The organism is Massilia varians (assembly GCF_027923905.1).
GTDB lineage: Bacteria > Pseudomonadota > Gammaproteobacteria > Burkholderiales > Burkholderiaceae_D > Telluria > Telluria varians_B.
The window spans coordinates 1,186,812-1,205,705 of the sequence record NZ_AP026966.1 but is presented as its reverse complement, the minus strand read 5'-3'; the positions used below and the strand labels follow the sequence as shown (position 1 = coordinate 1,205,705).

The 18,894-nt window shown below is 64.8% G+C and carries 17 protein-coding genes; 4 read left to right on the top strand and 13 right to left on the bottom strand.

The window, feature by feature from the left end; all coding sequences use genetic code 11:
* Nucleotides 1-10: 10 nt before the first annotated feature.
* The 13 genes from MasN3_RS05560 to tyrS all read right to left on the bottom strand — a co-directional run bounded on the left by MasN3_RS05560 (nucleotide 11) and on the right by tyrS (nucleotide 14,028).
* A complete protein-coding gene (locus MasN3_RS05560) occupies nucleotides 11-1,804 on the bottom strand; it encodes a CIA30 family protein (protein WP_281912898.1) in 1,794 nt (597 codons plus the stop codon).
* A 118-nt stretch (nucleotides 1,805-1,922) separates the two neighbouring features.
* On the bottom strand, nucleotides 1,923-3,455 hold the full coding sequence (locus MasN3_RS05555) for a right-handed parallel beta-helix repeat-containing protein (protein ID WP_281912897.1): 1,533 nt from the start codon (nucleotides 3,453-3,455) through the stop codon (nucleotides 1,923-1,925).
* A gap of 114 nt (nucleotides 3,456-3,569) precedes the next feature.
* Nucleotides 3,570-5,102, bottom strand: coding sequence for a right-handed parallel beta-helix repeat-containing protein (locus MasN3_RS05550; protein ID WP_281912896.1), 1,533 nt, complete (start codon nucleotides 5,100-5,102; stop codon nucleotides 3,570-3,572).
* Between the two features lie 202 nt (nucleotides 5,103-5,304).
* Nucleotides 5,305-6,372 (bottom strand): Holliday junction branch migration DNA helicase RuvB, encoded by a 1,068-nt coding sequence (ruvB, locus tag MasN3_RS05545; RefSeq protein WP_281912894.1) that lies wholly within the window; start codon nucleotides 6,370-6,372, stop codon nucleotides 5,305-5,307.
* 6 nt (nucleotides 6,373-6,378) lie between these two features.
* A complete protein-coding gene (ruvA, locus tag MasN3_RS05540) occupies nucleotides 6,379-6,957 on the bottom strand; it encodes a Holliday junction branch migration protein RuvA (protein ID WP_281912893.1) in 579 nt (192 codons plus the stop codon).
* Between the two features lie 20 nt (nucleotides 6,958-6,977).
* A complete protein-coding gene (ruvC, locus tag MasN3_RS05535; protein ID WP_281912892.1) occupies nucleotides 6,978-7,514 on the bottom strand; it encodes a crossover junction endodeoxyribonuclease RuvC in 537 nt (178 codons plus the stop codon).
* Between the two features lie 177 nt (nucleotides 7,515-7,691).
* A complete protein-coding gene (gene purH, locus MasN3_RS05530; protein WP_281912890.1) occupies nucleotides 7,692-9,278 on the bottom strand; it encodes a bifunctional phosphoribosylaminoimidazolecarboxamide formyltransferase/IMP cyclohydrolase in 1,587 nt (528 codons plus the stop codon).
* A 91-nt stretch (nucleotides 9,279-9,369) separates the two neighbouring features.
* On the bottom strand, nucleotides 9,370-9,603 hold the full coding sequence (locus MasN3_RS05525) for a helix-turn-helix domain-containing protein (RefSeq protein WP_027865797.1): 234 nt from the start codon (nucleotides 9,601-9,603) through the stop codon (nucleotides 9,370-9,372).
* A 105-nt stretch (nucleotides 9,604-9,708) separates the two neighbouring features.
* Nucleotides 9,709-10,746, bottom strand: a complete 1,038-nt coding sequence (gene dusB, locus MasN3_RS05520; RefSeq protein WP_281912889.1) for a tRNA dihydrouridine synthase DusB — start codon at nucleotides 10,744-10,746, stop codon at nucleotides 9,709-9,711.
* Between the two features lie 129 nt (nucleotides 10,747-10,875).
* Nucleotides 10,876-11,544: a histidine phosphatase family protein gene (locus MasN3_RS05515; RefSeq protein ID WP_281912888.1), complete on the bottom strand. Its 669-nt coding sequence runs from the start codon at nucleotides 11,542-11,544 to the stop codon at nucleotides 10,876-10,878.
* A 28-nt stretch (nucleotides 11,545-11,572) separates the two neighbouring features.
* Nucleotides 11,573-12,238 carry a YbhB/YbcL family Raf kinase inhibitor-like protein gene (locus MasN3_RS05510; RefSeq protein ID WP_281912887.1) on the bottom strand — a complete coding sequence of 222 codons (666 nt, stop codon included), beginning with the start codon at nucleotides 12,236-12,238 and terminating at the stop codon, nucleotides 11,573-11,575.
* 48 nt (nucleotides 12,239-12,286) lie between these two features.
* The gene (dtd, locus tag MasN3_RS05505; protein ID WP_281912886.1) at nucleotides 12,287-12,754 is read right to left on the bottom strand and encodes a D-aminoacyl-tRNA deacylase; all 468 of its coding nucleotides are present in this window, start codon (nucleotides 12,752-12,754) and stop codon (nucleotides 12,287-12,289) included.
* Nucleotides 12,751-14,028: a tyrosine--tRNA ligase gene (tyrS, locus tag MasN3_RS05500; protein WP_281912884.1), complete on the bottom strand. Its 1,278-nt coding sequence runs from the start codon at nucleotides 14,026-14,028 to the stop codon at nucleotides 12,751-12,753. Before tyrS ends, dtd begins: the two co-directional genes overlap by 4 nt.
* Before the next feature lie 159 nt (nucleotides 14,029-14,187).
* Between tyrS and MasN3_RS05495 the strand changes: the two genes are divergently transcribed.
* The 4 genes from MasN3_RS05495 to MasN3_RS05480 all read left to right on the top strand — a co-directional run bounded on the left by MasN3_RS05495 (nucleotide 14,188) and on the right by MasN3_RS05480 (nucleotide 18,751).
* The gene (locus MasN3_RS05495) at nucleotides 14,188-15,552 is read left to right on the top strand and encodes a M23 family metallopeptidase (RefSeq protein ID WP_281912882.1); all 1,365 of its coding nucleotides are present in this window, start codon (nucleotides 14,188-14,190) and stop codon (nucleotides 15,550-15,552) included.
* Nucleotides 15,553-15,750: 198 nt separating this feature from the next.
* Nucleotides 15,751-16,914: a dienelactone hydrolase family protein gene (locus MasN3_RS05490; RefSeq protein ID WP_281912880.1), complete on the top strand. Its 1,164-nt coding sequence runs from the start codon at nucleotides 15,751-15,753 to the stop codon at nucleotides 16,912-16,914.
* A gap of 105 nt (nucleotides 16,915-17,019) precedes the next feature.
* Nucleotides 17,020-17,499, top strand: a complete 480-nt coding sequence (locus MasN3_RS05485; RefSeq protein ID WP_281912879.1) for an RDD family protein — start codon at nucleotides 17,020-17,022, stop codon at nucleotides 17,497-17,499.
* 154 nt (nucleotides 17,500-17,653) lie between these two features.
* Nucleotides 17,654-18,751, top strand: a complete 1,098-nt coding sequence (locus tag MasN3_RS05480; RefSeq protein WP_281912878.1) for an anhydro-N-acetylmuramic acid kinase — start codon at nucleotides 17,654-17,656, stop codon at nucleotides 18,749-18,751.
* Nucleotides 18,752-18,894 lie beyond the last annotated feature (143 nt).

Genomic DNA, 18,894 nt, shown 5'->3' with positions numbered 1-18,894 from the left:
GCGGTGACGGTTAATGTTCCAGCAGGCGCACGTCGGCGATCTCGAAGCGGTAGTCGCCCGGCTGCGGGCCGGCGTTGAATCCTAACATGGTGACGGCCGCCGGATCGATGCCCTTGAGCTCGCTGAAAGGCACTTTGACTTCCTGCCATTCCGGTCCTGCCGTGAAGCTTTTCGCGCCCGGGATCTGGACGCCCTGCGACATGGCGATCACCTGGTAGGTCTTGCCGTCTCCGCGCGCCTTGAAGCGCAAGGATTTGATCCCGCTCAGGTTCACCGATTGCATCGGCTGGGCGCCCGGCATGAAGGCCACGCCGGCCCAGGCGAATGGCAGGCCCGGCTCGACCTGCGCCGCGATCGCGAGCGGCACCTGGCCGTCCGGCAGGGCCGGCTGCACGGCCAGCTTGACGGTCGATTTGCCGCCGGCGAAGCTGTCGGTCGACGGCCCCCAGCCCATGCCGAACGGACTGGCCAGGCGCCCCTCGCTGAACAGGCTGATGCGGCCGTCCGCCGGCAGCGCCAGCCGCTTGCCCTCGGCCTGCGCCGCCTGCGCCACCTTGCGGCGCTGCTCCTCGACCAGCCCCTTGGCGCTTTCGCCGTCCTTCCAGACTTCGAGGATCTGGCGGGTCGCCCGGATATCGGCCGCCGGGTTGCCCTCGACCAGCAGCAGGTCGGCCTTGTAGCCCTTGGCGATGCTGCCGCGCTGGCCCAGCCTGAAGGCCCTGGCGGGCGCGCTGGTGGCGGCGGCCAGCGCCTGCACCGGGGTCAATCCGGCTTCGACCAGCGCCGCCAGTTCGCGGTGCATGCTGATGCCGTACTGGGTGCCCGGATTGCCGGCGTCGGTGCCGGCCAGCACCGGCACGCCGGCCTTGACCAGCGCCGCGGTCACCGCCTTGGGAGCGGCCAGCACGGCCGGACGCGCCTTGTTGCCGTAGCGCGCCTTGAGCGGGGCCTGGGCATCCTTGTCGAGCAGGCCGGCAAAAGCCTCGTTGGCGAGCAGGTCGTCGCCGCGATAGGCCGCCATGCTCTCCAGCACCGCAAAGGTCGGGATCACGAAGGCGCCGCGGCTGGCCGCCAGCCGCGCCAGCCCTTCGGCATCGCCGGATTCGCCCGGGAACAGGTGCACCAGCCCGTCGGCGCCGGCTTCCAGCACGGCGCGCGCATCCGCTTCGTTCCCGATATGGACCACCGCCAGCTTGCCGCGCCGGTGCGCCGCCACGATCACGGCCTTCACGGTCGCCATGTCGAGCGGCTTGAAGCCATGGCCGCCCTCGACGACGATCTTGATGAAGTCCGAGCCTTCGGCGATGCGGGCGTCCACGAACGCCTGCGCCTGTTCCGGCCCGGTGATGGTGGGGATGGGAATGCCGAACTGGGTGCCGTGCCCGTTCGGGGCGGTCACCAGGGTGCCGGCCGAGAACAGGTCGGCATGGCGCTGGTTGCGCTGCTCCGCCATCTCCTGCTTCGCCTTTTTCATCATGCCGACCTCGGTGAACATGTCGATCTGGGTGGTCACGCCGAACAGCAGCGGCAGCTCGTGGAAGCGGAAGGCGTGGGTGTGGGCGTCGATCAGGCCCGGCAGCAGCGTGCGCCCTGCCCCGTCGACCACGCGCGCGCCGCGTGGCGCCGGACCGCGGAAATCGGCATCGACGATGACGCCCTTGTCGAACAGGACCGAGCGGCGTTCGTGCACGCGCTCGCCGTCGAAGACGCGCACGTCCTGGACCAGGGTGGGGGCGGCGCCGGCGGACAGCGCCAGCATCAGGGCGGCAGCGGCGGACAGGACTTTCAGGGCGGTGGGCTTCATGGGTTCCTCGCATGGTGGGTGTGCAGCCAGTATGCGAAAAACCCGATGGCGCCTGTAGATGCAGGCGCCATCAGTTTGGCATGACAATTGTCATGTGCCCGGTAATGCGGCGGCCGGACTAGCCATTGTTGAGCAATGTGACGTTCGCGTCCGTGCTGTCGGTATAGATCCCCATGCGGGTCTTGCCCTTGAAGCGGTTGTTGGAGACGACCGTGGGGCTGCCGTAGATGTAAGCCAGGGCGATATGGGCCTGGAACGGGCTGGGCTTGCTTCCGCCTTTGCGCCGGTTCAGGACCGAGACGCTGCAGTTCGCCTCCAGCTCGTTGGAATCGACCGTGTGGCCGCCCGTGTCCGGCCACCTGGCCCGGTCGTGGCTGCCATACATCTGGATGCCGTTTCCTTCATTATCCGAGACCACGTTCCCGTAGATGGAACACTTGCTGGCCCCGTCGTCCAGGCCGATGCCGACCCCTTCCGATCCATTGTCCAGCGGCCCGCCATAGTTACGGTTGAAGCGGCAGGTGTTGTAGCGGATCGTATGGCCGGATACCGCGCCCTGGCCGGCCTTGGACGAGAGCTCGATGCCGCGGCCGTAGCAGGTGCTGGTCATGGCGCCGCCATTGGCATTGCAGACGTTGTGCTCGATGGTGCATGAGCGCGCAACGCCGCTGACATGAATGCCGAAATTCATGTTGTTGCTGCAGTTATTGTTGCCTACGTAGCTGAGATCCCCGCCATTGATATAGATGCCGGTCAGCATGCCGGTCACGGTGTTCTTGTCCAGTGTGGCAGCCTTGCCCCGGACCAGGTAGATGCCGATCGCCCCGCGGTTCGGGTTATGGGCGACACCGGATGGCGGAGAGACGCGGTTCCCGCTGATCACGAGCCGCGTCAGAAAGGCGTCGCCGTCGTAGCTTTCGCAGCGGATGCCGTACGAGGCCGCCGAACCGCCGCCGCGGTGGCGGACGGTATTGTCGAGCAGCTGGATATCGTCGACCGTGCGATCCCCCGCGACCAGGATCCCCTGGTTGCCATGGGCGGCGCCACAGCTGATGACGTCGAGCACACAGCCGGAGACGGTGACGTGGCTTTTGTCGACGATGTACACGCCGGCACAATTCGACCTCACCTGGCAATCTTCGAACACGCAGCCATTGCCGAGCCAGATGATCGCCGCGTCGCTCCCCTCCGGCAAGGCGGTATTGCGGATGTCGAGCTGGCGGTAGGTAACGAAATCGCGCTCCTTCCCGTGCACCGCGACCGAGGCGCCGCCGCCCGGTTTGGCGGGCGCCGCCGGCAGGACGATGACGGGCTTCGGCTGCGCGTCGTCGTCGGCGCCGTCGGATCGGTAATACGCGCCGATCGTGATGGGCTGCAAGGCGTTGCCGCTTGCCCCCACCTGGAAGACACCCGAATAAGTCGTGCCGCGCTTTTGCAGGTAGGTATGGCCGGGCAGCCAGGACACGCTGGTCCATGAGCGGAAAGGCCTGGCCAGCGTTCCCTCCCCCGGACCGGCGGCGCCCGGATCGATGTAATGCACCGTCGCGTCGCGTCCCGGCCGGGCCAGCGCGATCCTCGGCAGCACGCCGGCGACGCAAGCGCCGAGACCCAGCCGCGATGCGATCCGAAGGAAATCTCTTCTCTTGCCCATCACGGCTCCCTGCATCGGTATTCGACATGCAGGGCGCCGGTCGCGCCGGCCGCCCTGCCCCTTGCACTGTTAAATACTAGCAGATGGATGTAACAATAGCGGTTCCAGGATCGGTCAGCCCTTGCCGATCACCGTGACGTTCGCATCCGTACCATCGGTGTACACCCGCATGCTGGTTTTCCCTAAAAAGGTATTCTTGGAAACGACAGTCGGGCTGCCATAAATGTAGGCAAGCGCGATGTGCGCCTGGAACGGGCTGGGTGTCTTTCCTCCGCTGCGCCGATTCAGGACGGAAAAGCTGCAATTCGACTCCAGCCGGTTGGACTGGATCGTGTGCCCGCCCGTGTCCGGCCACCTGGCCCGGTCGCCGCCGCCGTACATCTGGATGCCGTTACCCTCGTTATTCGAGACGGTGTTCCCATAGATCGCACACTTGCTGGCACCATCGTCCACGCCGATGCCGACGCCTTCCGAACCGTTGTCGAGTGGTCCGCCATAGTTATAGTTGTAGCTGCAGGTGTTATAGCGGATCGTATGTCCGGATACCGCATCCTGGCCGACCTTGGACGACAGTTCGATGCCGCGGCCGTAATAGGTGCTGCTCAAGCTTCCGCCATTGGCATTGCAGACGTTGCGCTCGATGATGTACGCCTTGGCGAGCCCGCTGATATGAATTCCAAAATTCATATTGTTGCTGCAATTGTTATTGCCGACGTAACTGCGATCTCCACCGTTGAGGAAGATGCCGGTGAGCATACCGGTCACGATATTCCCATCCACCGTGGCAGCCTGGGCCTGGACGAGATAGATGCCGATCGCCCGGCGGTTCGCGTTGTAGGCGACACCCGGCGGCGGCGAGACGCGGTTCCCGCGGATTACCAGGCGCGTCAGGAAGCTGGCGCTATTGTAGGTCTCGCAGCGAATGCCGTACGACGTAGGCGAGCCGCCGCCGCGATGCCGGATCGTATTGTTGAGCAGGCGGATATCGTCCATATCGGTATTCCCAGCGGCCAGGATCCCCTGGTTGCCATAGGCCGGTCCGTTGCTGATGACGTCCAGCACGCAGTTGGACACGGTGACGCGATTTTTTTCGTAGATCACGATGCCGGCGCCGTTCGAGGTCAGCATGCTGTTCTCGACAACACAGTCATTGCCAAGCCAGATGATGGCCACGTCGCTGCCATCCGGCAAGCTGGTATTCCGGATGTCCAGGTGACGGTAGGTGACGAAGTCACGCTCTTGCCGGTAGGCGGCAATCGATGCGCCGCCGGCGGGCGTGGCCGGCGCACCCGGCAGGACGATCACCGGTTTCGGCTGCGCGCTGTCGTCGCTGCCGTCGGACCGATAGTAGGCGCCGATGGTGATGCGCTGCAGGGCCGTGCCGCTTGCCGACAGCTGAAAAACGCCCGAATACGTCGTGCCGCGCTTCTGCAGGTAGGTATGGCCGGGTGTCCAGTTGACACTGGCCCATGAACGGTAAGGATTGGCAAGCGTTCCGTCACCCGGACCGGCAACGCCCGGATCGATGTAATGCACGTTCGCGTTGAGTCCGGATTGTGCCCGTGCACGCCTCGGGAGCGCGCTCCCGAGGCAGGCGAAGACACCCACGCTGGAAGCAATCCGGAGGAAGGTTCTTCTCTTGCTCATCACGGCTCCTTGCATCGGGATTCGACATGCAAGGCGCCGATCGTGTCGGCCACGACCGGCGCGCATGCGCCCGGGCCGTCCCGTTCAGGGCCGTGCCCGCCAGACGATGCTACGCCTGGCGGTCCCAAGAGCACAACGACTTATTGTTAATTATCTTTCAGCTGAGTGGTGACAATACCACCGACGAGATCGGCGGGCCGCCTCAGGCGGGCGGCAGATTGTCCCACAGGTCGCCCGTCGGGCTGATGCGCGGCGCGGTGACGCCGAAGTGCTGGTAGGCCAGCGGCGTGGCGATGCGTCCACGCGGGGTGCGCTGCAGGTAGCCCTGCTGGATCAGGTAGGGTTCGAGCACGTCCTCGATGGTGTCGGCCGCCTCGCCGATCGCCGCCGCCAGGTTGCCGATGCCGACCGGGCCGCCGGCGAACTTGAACAGCACCGCCTCCAGCAGTTTACGGTCCATGACGTCGAAGCCGACCGTGTCGACGTCGAGCATCTTGAGCGCGCGGTCGGCCATCTCGACGGTGATCTCGCCGGTACCCTTCACTTCCGCATAGTCGCGCACGCGGCGCAGGAGGCGGTTGGCGATACGCGGCGTGCCGCGCGCGCGCTTGGCGACCTCGCGCGCACCCGCTTCGTTGATCGGGGCCTCGAGCAGCGCGGCGCTGCGGGCGACGATCTTGGTGAGTTCGTCGACGTTGTAGAACTCGAGGCGCGCCACGATGCCGAAGCGGTCGCGCAGCGGGTTGGTCAGCATGCCGGCGCGGGTGGTGGCGCCGACCAGGGTGAAGGGCTGCAGGTCGAGCTTCACGGAACGCGCGGCCGGGCCCTCGCCGATCATGATGTCGATCTGGTAGTCCTCGAGCGCCGGGTACAGGATCTCCTCGACCACCGGCGACAGGCGGTGGATCTCGTCGATGAAGAGCACGTCGTTCGGCTCGAGGTTGGTCAGCAGCGCGGCCAGGTCGCCGGGGCGCTCCAGCACGGGGCCTGAAGTCTGGCGCAGGTTCACCCCCATCTCGCGCGCGATGATGTGCGCCAGCGTGGTCTTGCCGAGGCCCGGCGGTCCGAACAGCAGCGTGTGGTCGAGCGCTTCGCGGCGCTTGCGCGCGGCGGAAATAAAAATCTCGAGCTGGTCGCGGATCTTGGCCTGGCCGACGTACTCGTCGAGCTGCTTGGGACGCAAGGCGCGCTCGATCGCCTCCTCGTTGGGCGAGGCCGGCGCCGCGTCGATCACGCGCTGCTCGGTGAAGTTGTCGGTCTGGATGCTCATGCCTTATTACGCTTTAGAGAGTGCTTTCAGGGCGAACTTGATGCCGTCGGAAACGCTGCTACCTGCCGGCATGTTCTTGATCGCCAGTAGCGCTTCCTTGTCAGAATACCCCAATGCGACCAGCGCATTGAGCACGTCGGCCTGGGCGTCGTCGCGCACCGCGCCGCCGACCACGCCGATGTCGGCGCCGAGTTTACCCTTCAGTTCGAGCAGCAGGCGCTCGGCGGTCTTCTTGCCGATACCCGGAATCTTCACCAGGCGGCCGGCTTCCTGCAGCGTGACGGCTTGCGACAGGTCGGCCACCGACATGCCCGACAGGATGGCCAGGCCCATGCGCGCACCGATGCCGGTGATCTTGATCAGCTGGCGGAACAAGGCCCGCTCGGAAGCGGTGCCGAAGCCGAACAGCAGGTGCGCGTCCTCGCGCACCACCAGGTGGGTGAACAGCACCACTTTTTCGCCGGTGTGCGGCAGGTTGTAGAACGTGCTCATCGGCACGTCGACTTCATAGCCGACGCCGTTGCAGTCCACCAGCACGTGCGGCGGCGCTTTTTCGAGCAGGATTCCGGAAAGACGACCGATCATGGCTTGTTATCCTATTGTTCTTAGACGAGGCGGCTGCGTTTCATGCGCAGCGTGCTGGTCGTGGGCGCCAGCGCCCCGACCAGCGATAGCGTGTCCATGCTGTGGGCGTGGCAGATCGCCACCCCGAGCGCGTCGGCGGCGTCGGTGCCCGGCAGCCCGGGGAGTTTCAACAGACGCGACACCATGTCCTGCACCTGGGCCTTGGCGGCCTTGCCGGTGCCGACCACGGCCTGCTTGACCTGCACGGCCGTGTATTCGGCCACGTCGAGGTCGGCGCCGACCAGGGCCGTGATGGCCGCGCCGCGCGCCTGGCCCAGCAGCAGCGTGGACTGCGGATTGACGTTCACAAAGACTTTTTCGATGGCCGCGCAGTTGGGGCCGTAGGCGGAGACGATTTCGCCCACACCGTTCAGGATCACCTTGAGGCGCGGCGGCAGCGCACCCGCGGTGCCGGTCTTGATGGTGCCGGACGCGATGTAGCGCAGCTTGGTGCCGTGTTTTTCAATGACGCCGAACCCCGTCGTACGCAGGCCCGGGTCGATGCCGAGAATAATCATTGTGGAATGATATACGGCTGCGGGGTGTTCGTGGGAAAAATACTGTGCAAAAACACAGTAGGGTGGTCGGCTTCGCCGACCGCGCGTTCAAATCACGTATGAAAATCGATGCGCGTCCATACCCACGATAGTTGAACGCGCGGACGGCGGAGCCGTCCACCCTACAGATGCAACAACTTAGTGGCGGAAGTGACGGGTACCGGTGTACAGCATCACCACGCCGCGCTCATCCGCCGCATCGATCACTTCCTGGTCACGCATCGAGCCGCCCGGGTGAATGACGCAGGTCGCGCCCGCATCCACCACCACGTCCAGGCCGTCGCGGAACGGGAAGAAGGCGTCCGAGGCCACTGCCGAACCGCTCAGGGACAGGCCGGCATTCTGCGCCTTGATCGAGGCGATGCGCGCCGAGTCGATGCGGCTCATCTGGCCGGCGCCGACGCCCAGGGTCATGCCGCCCGCGCAGAACACGATCGCGTTCGACTTGACGAACTTGGCCACGCGCCAGGCGAACATCAGGTCCTGCAGTTGCTGCTGGGTCGGCTGCTTCTTGCTGACCACGCGCAGGTCGCCCAGACCGACGTTCTTCGCATCCGGCGCCTGCACCAGCACGCCGCCGCCGACGCGCTTGAGGTCATAGGCGTTCTGGCCGTCGCCCAGCGGGATTTCGAGCAAGCGCACGTTCTGCTTGGCCGCCATGATTCCCCGCGCCTCGTCGGTGAACGAAGGTGCGATCAGCACTTCGACGAACAGCTTGGCCAGCGCTTCCGCGGCACGGCCGTCGACTTCGACGTTGAAGGCGATGATGCCGCCGAAGGCCGAGGTCGGGTCGGTCTGCAGCGCGCGGGTGTAGGCGTCCAGCGCATCGACGCCGATCGCCACCCCGCAAGGGTTGGCGTGCTTGACGATCACGCAGCCGGCCGGCTGGCCGAGGCCGCCCAGCGTCTTGACGCATTCCCAGGCCGCATCGGCGTCGGCGATGTTGTTGTACGACAGTTCCTTGCCCTGCAGCTGGCGGTAGTTGGCCAGCGCGCCCGGGGTGGCGACCAGGTCGCGGTAGAAGGCCGCGCCCTGGTGCGGGTTCTCGCCGTAGCGCATGTCCTGGACCTTCTCGAAGCTCATGTTCAGGGTTTGCGGGTAGCTCGAGCGGGTCGCGTGCGCGCGGTCTTCGCCCAGGCTGGTCAGGTAGTTGGTGATCGCGCCGTCGTACTGGGCGGTGTGGGCGAACACTTTTTTCGCCAGGCGGAACTTGGTCTCGTAGCTGACCGGGCCGGCGGTGGTGCCGGTGCCTTTCATTTCGGCCAACACCACGCCGTAGTCGGCCGGGTCGACGATCACGACCACGTCGCGGTGGTTCTTGGCGGCCGAGCGCAGCATGGTCGGGCCGCCGATGTCGATGTTTTCGATCGCGTCTTCCAGCGAGCATTCGGCCTTGGCGACGGTCTGCTGGAACGGGTACAGGTTGACCACCACCATGTCGATCTGCGGGATGCCGTGCTCGTCGAGCTTGGCAACGTGCTCCGGCAGGTCGCGGCGCGCCAGGATGCCGCCGTGCACCTTCGGGTGCAGGGTCTTGACCCGGCCGTCGAGCATTTCCGGGAAACCGGTGTAGTCGGCGACTTCAGTAACTTGCACGCCATTTTCCTGCAGCAGCTTGGCGGTACCGCCAGTAGACAGGATGTTGACGCCGAGGGCAGCCAGGGCCTTCGCGAAGTCGAGGACGCCGGTTTTGTCGGAAACGGAAATCAGTGCTTGTTTGATCATGGTGAGGCCTGTGGTTGAGAATTCTGACGCCCGGGCGCACGGACAGTGAAGCGGCCGCGCCCAGACGCACGGCCACGCCATGCAAAGAGCTTTAGAGGAGCCCGTGCTCCTGAAGTTTCTTGCGCAAAGTATTCCGGTTGATGCCCAGCATCTGCGCCGCGTGCGACTGGTTGCCGTCGGCGCGCGTCATGACCACTTCGAGGACCGGCTTTTCGACCGTCAGAACCATCATGTCGTAGATGTTCGTCGGCTTCTGCTCGCCCAGATCGTTGAAATAATCCTCGAGGCTTTTCTGGACGACTTCCTGGATACTTTCTTTGCTCATGTTCTCTGCTGCTTCATCCTGGTTAATGATTGCTCGCCGCGTTGTTGACGCAGCGTGTCCCCGTTTTATTCTGATTCTTATGACTGCTTTGTATGCTGCTGTTACTTATGCTGCCAGCGCCGCATCGGCAAGCTGCTCGGCCGGATGAACGGGGCGGTATTGTAACCGCTCGCCATGCCGGTGCTGCGATTTGAAAAACGCGTCGACCGCCGCCAGCTGCTCGGCGGTCGATTCCAGCAGGTTCATGCGCTGACGGAATTCTTCCCCGTCCGGCAAGTCCTGCACATACCACCCGATGTGTTTACGGGCGGTGCGCACGCCGACGTACTCGCCATAGAAGGCATAGTGCGCCGGCAGGTGTTCGTTCATCAAGCCGCGCACTTCCTCGACCAGCGGCGCCGGCAGGTGCTCGCCGGTGCGCAGGTAGTGGTCGATCTCGCGGCAGATCCAGGGGCGGCCCTGGGCGGCGCGGCCGATCATCACGGCGTCGGCGCCGGTATAGTCGAGCACGTACTTCGCCTTTTCCGGCGTGGTGATGTCGCCATTGGCGACCACCGGAATGCCGACTGCCGCCTTGACGGCGCGGATGGTGTCGTACTCGGCGTCGCCCTTGTAGCCATCGGCGCGGGTGCGGCCGTGCAGGGTCAGCATCGCAATGCCGGCCCCTTCGGCCATGCGGGCGATGCGCAGGGCGTTCTTGTTCTGGCGGTCCCAGCCGGTGCGGAATTTCAGAGTGACGGGGACGTCGACCGCCTCCACCACCGCGTGCAGGATGCGTTCGACCAGGTCTTCGTGCTGCAGCAGGGCCGAACCGCACCAGCTGTTGCACACCTTCTTCACCGGGCAGCCCATGTTGATGTCGATGATCTGGGCGCCGCGCTCGACGTTGAAGCGGGCGCAGTCGGCCAGGTCTTTCGGGTCGGCGCCGGCGATCTGCACTGCCTTCGGTTCCATTTCCCCGGCATGGTCGATGCGGCGCGCCGTCTTTTCGCTGGCCCACAGGCGCGGATTCGAGGCCGCCATTTCGGATACCGCGTAGCCGGCGCCCAGCTGCTTGCACAGCTGGCGGAACGGGCGGTCCGTCACCCCAGCCATGGGGGCGACGAAGACATTGTTACGCAGGATGTAAGGACCGATTTGCACAGCGGAAAGTCTCGAAAGTTTCTCGGGGAACCTAGTATTTTACCTCATTCGCTGCTCAAAATAGCGGCAGAATTTTTGCGGATTGTTGCGTGTGTGATATTGGCACGGGTTAAGAGTGGGGGTAGGCCACTACGCCAGGTCATCCAGCACCGCCGGCTGTAGGTGCGTCACCTCGCCCCAGCTCACCAGCTTCAGCGTCCCCTCCTCCAGCACGAACCGGTTCACGCTCGCATTGAGCACCTTGAAATCCCGCGGCGTCTCCAGCGACAAGCCCAGCGCCGCCCGGTAGGCACACTCCAGTACCCCGCCATGCGCCACCAGCGCGATGGTCTTGCCCGGATACGCCGCCGCATGCCGCGCGATCGCCGCCGTCACCCGCTCGTAGAATTCACGGAAGGTTTCGCCCCGGTTGGCCCCCGGCGGCAGCACGCCGTCGACGTCGCGCGCCTGCCAGGCTGCGAACGCGAGCGGGAAACGCGCCGCGATTTCGCTGTACAGCAAGCCTTCGAATCCGCCATAGCAGCGCTCGCGCAGCGCCGGATCGATGCCCACCTGCGCCCCGCGCACACGGGCGATGGCTTCGGCGGTCTGGCGCGCACGCTGCAGGTCGCTGGCGATGATGTGGTCGATCGGCTCGGCTGCGAGCGCCGCGCCCAGCAGGGCGGCCTGACGCTCGCCCTCGGCGTTGAGGGCGATGTCGAGGTGGCCCTGGAGGCGCTTCTCGGCATTCCAGGCGGTTTCGCCATGGCGGATCAGGAGGATGGTCGTCGGGGCGTTGGTGTTGTTATTCGAAGGCATGAGGTTCGTTTGCCCGAACCTCGCGGGTTCAGGTCGTCAATAAGGCTGCTACGTCAGGATTCAGGGAATACACGCCGAAGGTGCGCGCTTCGTCCAGGATATGCCCGCGGATGGCCAGGCGCAGCTCGGTGCCGCTGAAGCGGCCGACCAGCGGCAGGCGCGGGATGTCGAGGGCATACAGTGTAAACACATACGTATGCACGCGCTCGTCGTTCCAGGGCGGGCACGGGCCATCATAACCGTAATATTCGCCCGCCATGGTCGGGTCGCTCGCAAACCAGCCGGTGTAATCGTTGATGCCCTGGCGCAGCTGGTGCTCGGTGCCGTTCTTGATCGTGAACGGCACCAGCGGGCCCGGCTTGCCGTGCGGCGTGACCATGTCGGAGAACATGCCTTCGGCCAGCGATTTCAGGCAGACCGGAATGTCCACCAGCGACCAGTGGAAGAAGTCCACCCGCGGCAGCGCGGCGGGCACGGTCCGGCCTTCCTGGTTGACGTCGTCGCCGACGGACGGCACGTCGGGGTCGTGGCAGATCAGGACCAGGGACTTGGTGCCGGCGGGGACGTCGTCCCAGGCCAGGTGCGGACTGCGGTTGTCGGACAGCCTGACGTGGCTATCGGGATCGCCCACCGCGAATGCGCATCGCGGCGGGATCGGTCCGCCCTCGGTGAATGAATCGCTCCAGATTCGCATATGCCCTCCCAGCCCTCTTGCTATTGACCCCCGTTGACGGCAGGGGTTTCAGCGCTGGGCACCACCTACCGCGACAGGATCAACCTGCAGCCAGAAAGTGACGGGACCATCGTTGATGAGTGAAACTTTCATGTCCGCGCCGAATCTGCCGGTCTCGACAATGCCATGACGTTCGCGGGCCTGGCGCACGACATGGTCGAACAGGCGCCGCCCGTCCTCCGGCGCGGCGGCCGGCGAAAACGAGGGACGCGTGCCCGACTTGGTATCGGCGGCCAGGGTGAATTGCGGCACCAGCAGCAGGCCCCCGGCCGTGTCCGTGATGCTGCGGTTCATCTTGCCGGCCGCGTCGGAAAATACCCGGTAGCCCAGCAGCTTGGCCAGCAAGGCCTCGGCCTCGCGCTCGGTGTCGCCCTTCTCGGCGCACACCAGCACCATCAGGCCGGGCCCGATCGCGCCGACGATGTCGCCGTCGACGCGCACGCTGGCTTCGCTGACGCGTTGGAGCAGTCCGATCATCGCTGCGGCGAACCGGCCAGCGTCACGCGCGCGAACTTGCGCTTGCCCACCTGCATCACGAAGGTGCCGGCCGCCACCTGCAGGCCCTTGTCGCTGACCACGGCGCCGTCGATGCGCACCCCGCCCTGGTCGACCATGCGCATGGCCTCCGAGGTCGAGGCGCACAGGCCGGCCGCTTTCAGCAGCTGGGCCACGCCCAGCGGCGCGCCCGACAGCGACACTTCCGGCACGTCGTCCGGGATGCCGCCCTTCGAGCGGTTGACGAAGTCGGCCAGCGCATCGTCGGCGGCCTGGGCCGAATGGAAGCGTGCGACGATTTCCTTGCCGAGCGCCACTTTCGCATCGCGCGGGTTGGCGCCGCCGGCCACCTCGGCCTTGATGTTCTGGATCTCGGCGATCGAGCGGAAGGACAGCAGGTCGTAGTACTTCCACATCATGTCGTCCGAAATGCTCATCAGCTTGCCGAACATGGTGTTCGGCGCTTCGGTGATGCCGATGTAGTTGTTCTTCGACTTGGACATCTTCTCGACGCCGTCCAGGCCTTCGAGCAGCGGCATGGTCAGGATGCACTGCTGTTCCTGGCCATAGTTTTTCTGTAACTCGCGGCCAACCAGGAGGTTGAACTTCTGGTCGGTACCCCCAAGTTCCAGGTCCGATTGCAAAGCGACCGAATCATAGCCCTGCATCAAAGGGTAGAGGAACTCATGCACCGCGATCGGGGTCCCACTCTTGTAGCGCTTGGTGAAGTCGTCGCGCTCCATCATGCGGGCCACGGTGTAGCGCGAGGCGAGCTGGATCATGCCGCGCGCGCCCAGCGGGTCGCACCATTCGGAGTTGTAGCGGATTTCCGTGCGCGCGGCGTCCAGCACCAGGGAAGCCTGGCGGAAGTAGGTCATGGCGTTTTCCTCGACCTGCTCACGGGTCAGCGGCGGACGCGTAGCATTGCGGCCCGACGGGTCGCCGATCATCGAGGTGAAGTCGCCGATCAGGAAGATCACCTGGTGGCCCAGGTCCTGCAGTTGGCGCATCTTGTTCAGCACCACGGTATGGCCAAGGTGCAGGTCGGGCGCGGTCGGGTCCAGGCCCAGCTTGATGCGCAGCGGCTTGCCCGACTGTTCGGAACGCGCCAGCTTCTGGGCGAATTCGCTTTCGATCAGCAGTTCATCGACACCACGCTTGGCGATGGCCAGCGCCTCGAGCACCTTGTCCGTCAACGGCAGGGGGGCGGAAGAATGTACCGGAGCGCCGCTACCGGACAAGACATTCGAATTCATATGCGTATGGGATTTTCGTGTAGGAAATTTGCTAAGACGGTTGTAGGACCACTTCTTTTGGTATAATTCACGATCGTTTTTCAGTTTCCTGCAGAAAACTTTGCAGATCGATAAGAAACTGGATCCCTAGAAGTTCAGCCGCAAATTTTAACTGATTGCATGAACCCTATACATAAAATCACTGGCAAGAGCCTGCTCCAGCTGCTACCGCGAACGCGCAAGGCGCGCGTCGTGAGCGCCGGCGCCGCACTCCTGAGCGTGTTTGCATTTGGCGCAGTGGCAGTCGCCCCGATCGCTCCCGACGCGGCAGACATGCCGGTCACCTCGATCGAACAGAACCTGGAACTGCCGAACCTGGCAGACCAGATCGCCGCCCTCCAGCAAAACGAGCAGCAATTCATCCACGAGGAACGCATCCGTCCGGGCGACTCGATCGGCTCCCTCTTCAACCGTCTTGGCGTCAACGACGCCGACGCCCAGAAATTCCTCCGCACCGACAAGACCGCCCGCCGCCTGCTGTCGCTCAAGACCGGCAAGCGCGTCCAGGCCGAAACCGATGAACACGGCCTGCTGCTGTCGATGCGCGCCACGATCACGGACGGCAAGGCTGGCGATGCGCGCCAGATCACGGTCGAGCGCAAGGGCGAGAAATTCGTCGCCATGGAAGCCCCGGCCAAGCTGGAGCGCCGCGTCGAGATGCGTTCGCGCGAAATCACCACCTCGCTGTATTCGGCGACCGACTCGAATGTGGACGGCGGCAGCATGCCGGACTCGGTGGTCGGCCAGATGATCGAGATGTTCTCGACCAACATCGACTTCCGCTCCGACCTGAAGCGCGGCGACCGTTTCAGCGTCGTCTACGAAACCTTCTGGCTCGACGGCGAACTGGTGAAGACCGGCCGCATCCTGGCAGGCGAATTCGTCAACCGCGGCGTTGCCTACCAGTCGGTCTGGTACGAAGATCCGGTCACCAAGCAGGGCGGCTACTACAGCCTGGACGGCAAGGCACTGAAGAAAGCCTTCCTGAAATCCCCGCTGCAGTTCTCGCGTATCTCGTCGGGCTTCTCGATGCGCGTGCACCCGATCTCGGGCAAGTGGAAGGCGCACAAGGGCGTCGACTACGCCGCCTCGACCGGCACGCCGATCCGCGCAGTCGCCGACGGCGTCATCGATTTCGCCGGCAACAGCGGCGGCTACGGCAACCAGGTCGTCCTGAAGCACTGGTCGAAGTACAGCACCGCCTATGCCCACATGAGCCGCATCGCTCCGGGCATGCGCAAGGGTACCAAGGTCAGCCAGGGGCAAGTGATCGGCTACGTCGGCTCGACCGGCTGGTCGACCGGCCCGCACCTGCACTACGAGTTCCGCGTGGCAGGCCAGGCCCAGAATCCAGAGAAGTTCAAGTCGCTGGCCCAGCAGCCGCTGAGCCAGGCCGAGCTGGCCCGCTTCCGCATGGCCGCCGCCGAGATGAATCACCGCTTCTCGCTGCTCGCACCGAGCGGCAACGCGATGGCCGCACGCTAAGCCACTCCGCTTCTTCCAACGCCCCGCCGCATCTCGGATGCCGCGGGGCGTTTGCTTTACTGGCTCGCCTCCTCTTTATGCAGCAATCATGAATTCCATGAAATAGCAGTTATTTTGCTATACGCGAGAAGTTTTGTTGCCCTTTCCTTGCATTTCAATGCTAGCGTGAAAAGAGATCAACAATATAAGGAGACAGGCATGTTCAGGCTTTTCGCATTCATCCTGCTGGTCCTGGTCGGCGCACCGTCGCATGCCCAGCAGGCTTTTCCCTTCTATAACAAGCCGGGCAGCTTCGCGGTCGGCTTCCGCGTGGTCGGACAGGTGGACCCAAGCCGCAGCTATCCGGCGAACGCTCCGGAAGGGGCACGCAAGCCGCGCCCGATCCAGACGGCCATCTGGTATCCGGCCGCGAAAGGCGGGAAGCCGATGCGCTACGACGACTACCTCCAGCTGCTGGGCTGGGACGACGATTTCACCCGCTCTCCCGCGGAACGGGACAAGGTGCTGGCGGAGTGGCTGACATTCGTTAGCGAAGGCAAGCGTGACGCACAGCTCGCCGTGGAGCGCAAGGATGTGCGCTGGGCCGTGCGCGATGCGAAGGCGCTGCCAGGCAAGTATCCGGTGGTGATTTATTCGCCCAGCATCAGCAGCAATGTGTTCGAGAATGCCGAGATGATGGAATTTCTGGCCAGCCATGGCTATGTCGTGATCGCCAGCCCGGCCCTGGGTATCGACGAGCGCGGGCAGCAGAACGACCTGGCGCACGCCGAAGCGCAGGCGGCCGACATCCGCTTCCTGGTGAATTACGCGCAGTCGCTGCCGCAGGCCGACGCCAGCCGCCTGGCCGTAGCCGGCTTTTCCTGGGGCGGCCTGGCCAATGTGCTGGCCGCGGCCCAGGACGAGCGCATCAAGGCCTTGGTCTGCCTGGACGGCACGGTGCGCTACCGCCACGCCATGCTCGAAAAAGTGCCTTACCTGAAGCCGGAACAACTGCGCACGCCCCTGCTCTACCTGGCCCAGCGGCCGCCGCCCTTCGAGCGCGGGCTGAAGCACAAGCCGGACCACTCGGGCAGCATCCTGCAGAAGATGACGGGCGCCGACGTCTACCTGCTGACGATGTATGCAATGGAACACGTGTATTTCGGCACCAGCTACCTGCGCCTCGATCCGCTCGACTTCGGCGACTACAGTCGTGAGGAAATAGCCCAGTCCTATGCCCTGAGCGCGCGCTATGTCCTCAACTTCCTGAACGGCGCCCTGAAGGGCGAGCGCAGCGGCTTCGCCTACCTGATGAAGAAGCCCGAACAGCTTGGCATGCCGCGCCACAGTGTCGACAGCCAGTTTTTCGCGGCGCGTCCGTGAAGACGCGTTGAGTGAGGGCCATGGGATTATGCATCAGGTATTGCTTACGTCCTGGAGCAATGCTACCGTGAATTTATTTCATCAATGCAATAACAACCCGAGGAGATGCGTGTGCAAGAACAAGCGGAACTGGAATATGTCGGGTTTTGGGCCCGTTTCGGTGCGAGCCTGATCGATGGCATCCTGACGGCGATCGCCACCTTGCCGATATTGCTCGCCATTTATGGCATGGAATACCTTGACAATGAAACCTTGATCGCCGGCCCGGCGGACTTCGTCATCTCCTACGTGTTGCCGTCCATCGTCATCGTGCTCCTCTGGAGCAAATTTGCCGCAACGCCCGGAAAAATGGCCGTGGGCGCCATCATCGTCGATGCACGCACCGGCGGAAAACCGAGCACCAGCCAATATGTCATCCGCTACATCGGCTATTTCGTGTCGGCCATCCCCTTGTTGCTCGGTTACCTCTGGGCTGGCTTCGATCCCCGCAAACAAGCCTGGCATGACAAGATGGCCAATACCGTCGTGGTACGCCGCAAGAATGGCGCGGGGAATCCCGTTCATTTCGACCAGGCCCCGGCCTGAGCAGGCTCCCCGGACGCATCGAGACCATCCGGCCTGCTTCATCCAGCACGTGCGGCTTTCGCTATCTTGCTCGAGCGTTTAGTATGCGGGTCGGCGCCGCCTCCAGGCGCCGACCTGGCAAACCGGTGGCGGTTTGCATATCACGAGTGAGAACATGAGCGAGACCTCTTCCCTGATCATCGGCCTGATGTCCGGCACCAGCCTCGACGGCGTGGACGGCGTGCTGGCCGACTTCGCCGGCGGCGGCATCCGCAGCATCGCGGCAGCCTTCACGCCCTTCCCCGCCGCATTGCGCAGCGAGCTGATGGCGCTGCAATCCGCCAGCGAGAACGAACTCGAGCGCGAAGCCCTGGCCGCCAACGGCCTGGCCTTGTGCTACGCCGACTGCGTGCGCCAACTGCTGCCCCAGGCCGGCGGGCCGGTCGCGGCCGTGGCCGTCCACGGCCAGACCATCCGCCACCGCCCGGAACTGGGCTTCACGCGCCAGACCAACAACCCTGCCCTGCTGGCAGAACTGGCCGGCATCGACGTGATCGCCGACTTCCGCAGCCGCGACATCGCGGCTGGCGGCCAGGGCGCGCCGCTGGTGCCGGCTTTCCACGAGGCCGCCTTCGGGGAGCCGGGCACCGCCCGGGTGGTGGTCAACATCGGCGGGATCGGCAACATCAGCGTGCTGCACGGCGACGGCCGCGTCACCGGTTTCGATACCGGCCCGGGCAACGTCTTGATGGACCTGTGGATCGGCCGTCACCTGGGCAAGGCCTACGACGAGGACGGCGCCTGGGCCGCCGGCGGCAGCGTCCACCTGCCGCTGCTCGATGCGCTGCTGGACGAACCTTTCTTCCGCCAGCCGGCGCCCAAGAGCACCGGGCGCGACCTGTTCCATGACGCATGGCTGGATGCCAAGCTCAAGGGCTTCGGCGCACTCGCCGCGCAAGACGTGATGGCAACCCTCACCCGTCTGACGGCGGTGACGATCGCCGACGCCATCCGCGCCGAGCACGCGGGGGTGGATGCCGTGTACGCCTGCGGCGGCGGCGCCTACAACGCGACCCTGCTGCGCGAGATCGGCACGGCGCTGGGCGGCGCCACCGTGGCATCGACGGCGGCGCTGGGCATCGCGCCGAACCGGGTCGAGGCGCTGGCCTTCGCCTGGCTGGGCTGGCGCTTCCTGCAGCGCGAGCCGGGCAATCTGCCGGCCGTCACCGGCGCACGCGGCCCACGCATCCTCGGCGCGCTGTACCCCGCCTGAGCCCCCCGGGGGTCAGGTCTGACATTCGGACACGAGCTCAAGCGTTACGCGACTGTATTGCTCAGTCCGTGTCTAAATGTCAGACCTGACCCCGATGTAGGACACAGCCAGCTTTATAAAAGGAACGGCCCGGATGAACCGGG